Source organism: Sphingobium sp. Ant17, assembly GCF_000588875.1.
Taxonomy (GTDB): Bacteria; Pseudomonadota; Alphaproteobacteria; order Sphingomonadales; family Sphingomonadaceae; genus Sphingobium.
This window is the reverse complement of the sequence record NZ_JEMV01000148.1, coordinates 1-2,792: the sequence shown is the minus strand read 5'-3', so window position 1 is coordinate 2,792 and position 2,792 is coordinate 1. Positions and strand designations below refer to the sequence as shown.

4 protein-coding genes and 1 pseudogene are annotated in these 2,792 nt (G+C 56.7%); 4 read left to right on the top strand and 1 reads right to left on the bottom strand.

From position 1 onward, the window contains the following. From BF95_RS27035 to BF95_RS27030, 3 genes and pseudogenes are all read left to right on the top strand, one after another. A partial coding sequence (locus tag BF95_RS27035; RefSeq protein WP_235209999.1) for a TonB-dependent receptor occupies nt 1–356 on the top strand: 356 nt, incomplete at its 5' end. Nucleotides 357–447: 91 nt separating this feature from the next. Beyond that, a pseudogene (locus BF95_RS30860) lies at nt 448–588 on the top strand (hypothetical protein); the annotation flags it as partial. A gap of 67 nt (nt 589–655) precedes the next feature. After that, nucleotides 656–1,171: a UbiX family flavin prenyltransferase gene (locus BF95_RS27030; RefSeq protein WP_268747209.1), complete on the top strand. Its 516-nt coding sequence runs from the start codon at nt 656–658 to the stop codon at nt 1,169–1,171. Nucleotides 1,172–1,430: 259 nt separating this feature from the next. Here the strand turns inward: BF95_RS27030 and BF95_RS28535 are convergent, their stop codons facing one another. Beyond that, nucleotides 1,431–1,835: a hypothetical protein gene (locus BF95_RS28535; RefSeq protein WP_051520234.1), complete on the bottom strand. Its 405-nt coding sequence runs from the start codon at nt 1,833–1,835 to the stop codon at nt 1,431–1,433. Nucleotides 1,836–2,146: 311 nt separating this feature from the next. Between BF95_RS28535 and BF95_RS24825 the strand changes: the two genes are divergently transcribed. Beyond that, nucleotides 2,147–2,792: IS256 family transposase (locus tag BF95_RS24825; protein WP_443018435.1), on the top strand; the 646-nt coding region annotated here is incomplete at its 3' end.

Below are 2,792 nucleotides of genomic sequence, written 5' to 3'. Positions count from 1 at the left end.
GAACATCGACTCCAAGTTCGCTATGGTGCCTGAATGGACAGGAACCGTTGCAGCGAATGCGACTGTGCTCGACAATGAAAACGGCAAGCTGGTACTCCGTGGTGATTGGTATCATCAGAGTTCAACTTTCAAGGACGCTATCAACAACCCGCAACTTTTTCCAACCCGCTTACAGCGTGTTCGGTGCGAACGCTTCATACACCCTCCCTGGAGATCATTTCACGATCACCGGAGGCGTTACCAATCTGACTGATAAGCGGTACATCCAAGGTGGCTTTGTCGATCTTGATGTGGCTGGTCTGGCAACTGCCAACTTTTTCCCGCCCACGGGAATGGTTCCTCAGGGTCGGTTATGAATTCTAAAAACTTAGGATCGGGGGGGCGGCTTWAACTTGCCGCCCCCCTTTTTGTCTCAGACGAAGCGGAAGGGTGACAGATTGTTGACAAGTGTATCTTGTCCATTCGTTGAAGTTTTTAGAACCAACCTTTTGTTGGCGCTGTGCGCTCGTGAAACGGATCGTCGTTGCCATAACCGGAGCAACCGGTGCGATCTACGGGTTGCGTCTGTTGACAATGCTGAAAGATCAAGCTGGCTGGGAAACGCATTTGGTCATGTCGCAGGCCGCCTTGCTCAACATCCGCGAAGAGCTTGTCGATGGGCGGCAGCAATTCGAGGATGCTGCAAAACGTCGTGCACAGCAGCCGCAATGTAGGGGCGAGCATCGCGAGCGGTTCGTTCCTGTGCGAAGGCATGGTGATCGCGCCATGCTCAATGCGGACATTGGCTGCAGTCGCCAATGGCCTGTCCGACAATCTGATTACACGCGCGGCGGACGTCATGCTTAAGGAACGGCGCAAACTGGTGCTGATGACGAGAGAAACGCCGCTTAATCTGGCACACCTTCGCAACATGACTGCGTGCACAGAAATTGGGCGCGGTGATCTTCCCCCCCCGTACCAGCGTTTTTACAATCGCCCACTCGAAATCGACGAAAATTTATCGATCACAGCTGCATGCGGGTGCTTGATCAATTTCGGACTTCATCGCAACCTGGAGAATCGTTGGCAGGGGATTGACTGGCGAAAAACCCCCGATCCGGCATTGCCAGTCAAGAAAAATCGAAAGGCAGGCATGATGACTTGGTATCTAAGCTCGACTTTGTACGATTAGGTAGCGAAGCATAGTGCTTGAGCCATACGTACGAGGCGGGTTGTCGGAATATAGTGCGTTTCTCGGTGCGGCGGGGAGTGTGGATTAAATGTCGCCGACCCAGATCTGGAGGCGGACGGCACCGATGGCGTCACTGAATGTCGGGCTGGTTTTTTCGATACCACGCGGCGGAATACGGGGTGCTTTTTATTGGTCAGCAGATCGCAGGCCCATAGTGATATAAGAGTGTAGAGACCCAGCAGCGCCGGTGTGGTTCGCGCTATGGCTTTGTCGGTCCACTGGCGCTGTGTCTCGACACCCAGGTGAGCGCGGGTTTCGGCAAAGGTGACTTCGATTTGCCATCGGCGGACGAGAGGGCGATGATGTCGGCGGGCTCGAGGGTAATGTCGGTACTGAAGAAGGCCTGCGGGTCGCGCTTTCCGTCAGGATCGCGAACCAGGACCCAGCGGACCGGCAAGACCGGGGTGCCGGGCCTGTACCATAGGGCGATGTCGGATGTGATCTGGAGCGTCTTGCCGTTGAGATGGCCATACCAGGCAGAGACGAGAATGCTGGTCCAGCGTGTCGCCGGATTGGCGAGCAGGGTCTTGAGTTTTGGTAATGCTCGCCCTTCTGTGCGGGCGGCCCATCCGTGCGTGCCGTTCGCCCCGTCAGGCCTGTGCAAACAAGTTGGCAATCGAGCCGCAGTCGGCTGATGAGTGTGGCCCGGCGGACGATCGCATGTGCCAGTTCGTGGACAGCAAAGCTGCTGTCGCCAATGAAGATGACCGTAACGATCGTCTCCTCATAATCGCTGGTGCGCGCGCAGGCAGGGGCTGGGGACTGGTCAGGATTTCCGTGTGTGACCGGGCATAATGGGTAACAAGGAGTCCCCACTATGTCACGACGCAAAAGAACCCCGTTATTCCCCAATGCGCTTCTCGACCAGCTTTTTGGCCGGGAGGCGCTGCCAGTGCCGCATTTGAACAAGGTGGCTTGCTGGATTCGCTGAAGAAGGCGCTCACGGAGCGCGCGTTAAATGCGGAGATGGATCACCATCTTGCGACAGGCGAAGGTGCCGGTAACACGCGCAACGGCTATGGCCGGAAGACCGTAATGACCGAGACCGGCAAGCTGGAGATTGATGTCCCGCGCGACCGCCAGTCCAGCTTCGACCCGCAGCTGATAGCCAAGTATCAGCGCCGCTTTCCGGGCTTCGATGAGAAGATTGTGTCGATGTATGCGCGGGGCATGAGCACCCGGGAGATTACCGGGCACCTGCAGGATCTGTACGGCATCGATGTGTCGCCCGATCTCATCAGCACGGTGACGTACGCGGTGCTCGATGAAGTCGCCGTCTGGCAGCAACGCCCCGCTCGATGCGATCTATCCGCTGGTCTTTTTTTCGATGCGATCCGGGGTAAAAAATCCGAGACGAAGGCATGGTCCGCAATAAAAGCGATCCATATCGCCCTTGGCGTCCGCGCCGATGGCGCCAAGGAAGTGCTCGGGCTGTGGCTTGAGCAAAACGAGGGTGCCAAGTTCTGGCTGCGGGTCATGAACGAGCTGCGCAACCGTGGCACAGAGGATATTCTACTTGCTGTCGTCGATGGCCTCAAAGGCTTTCCAGATGCGATCACAG

Excerpts from the sequence above, each read along its gene's own strand:
- BF95_RS27030 (WP_268747209.1), top strand. The coding sequence starts at position 656 with ATGGGCGGCAGCAATTCGAGGATGCTGCAAAACGTCGTGCACAGCAGC.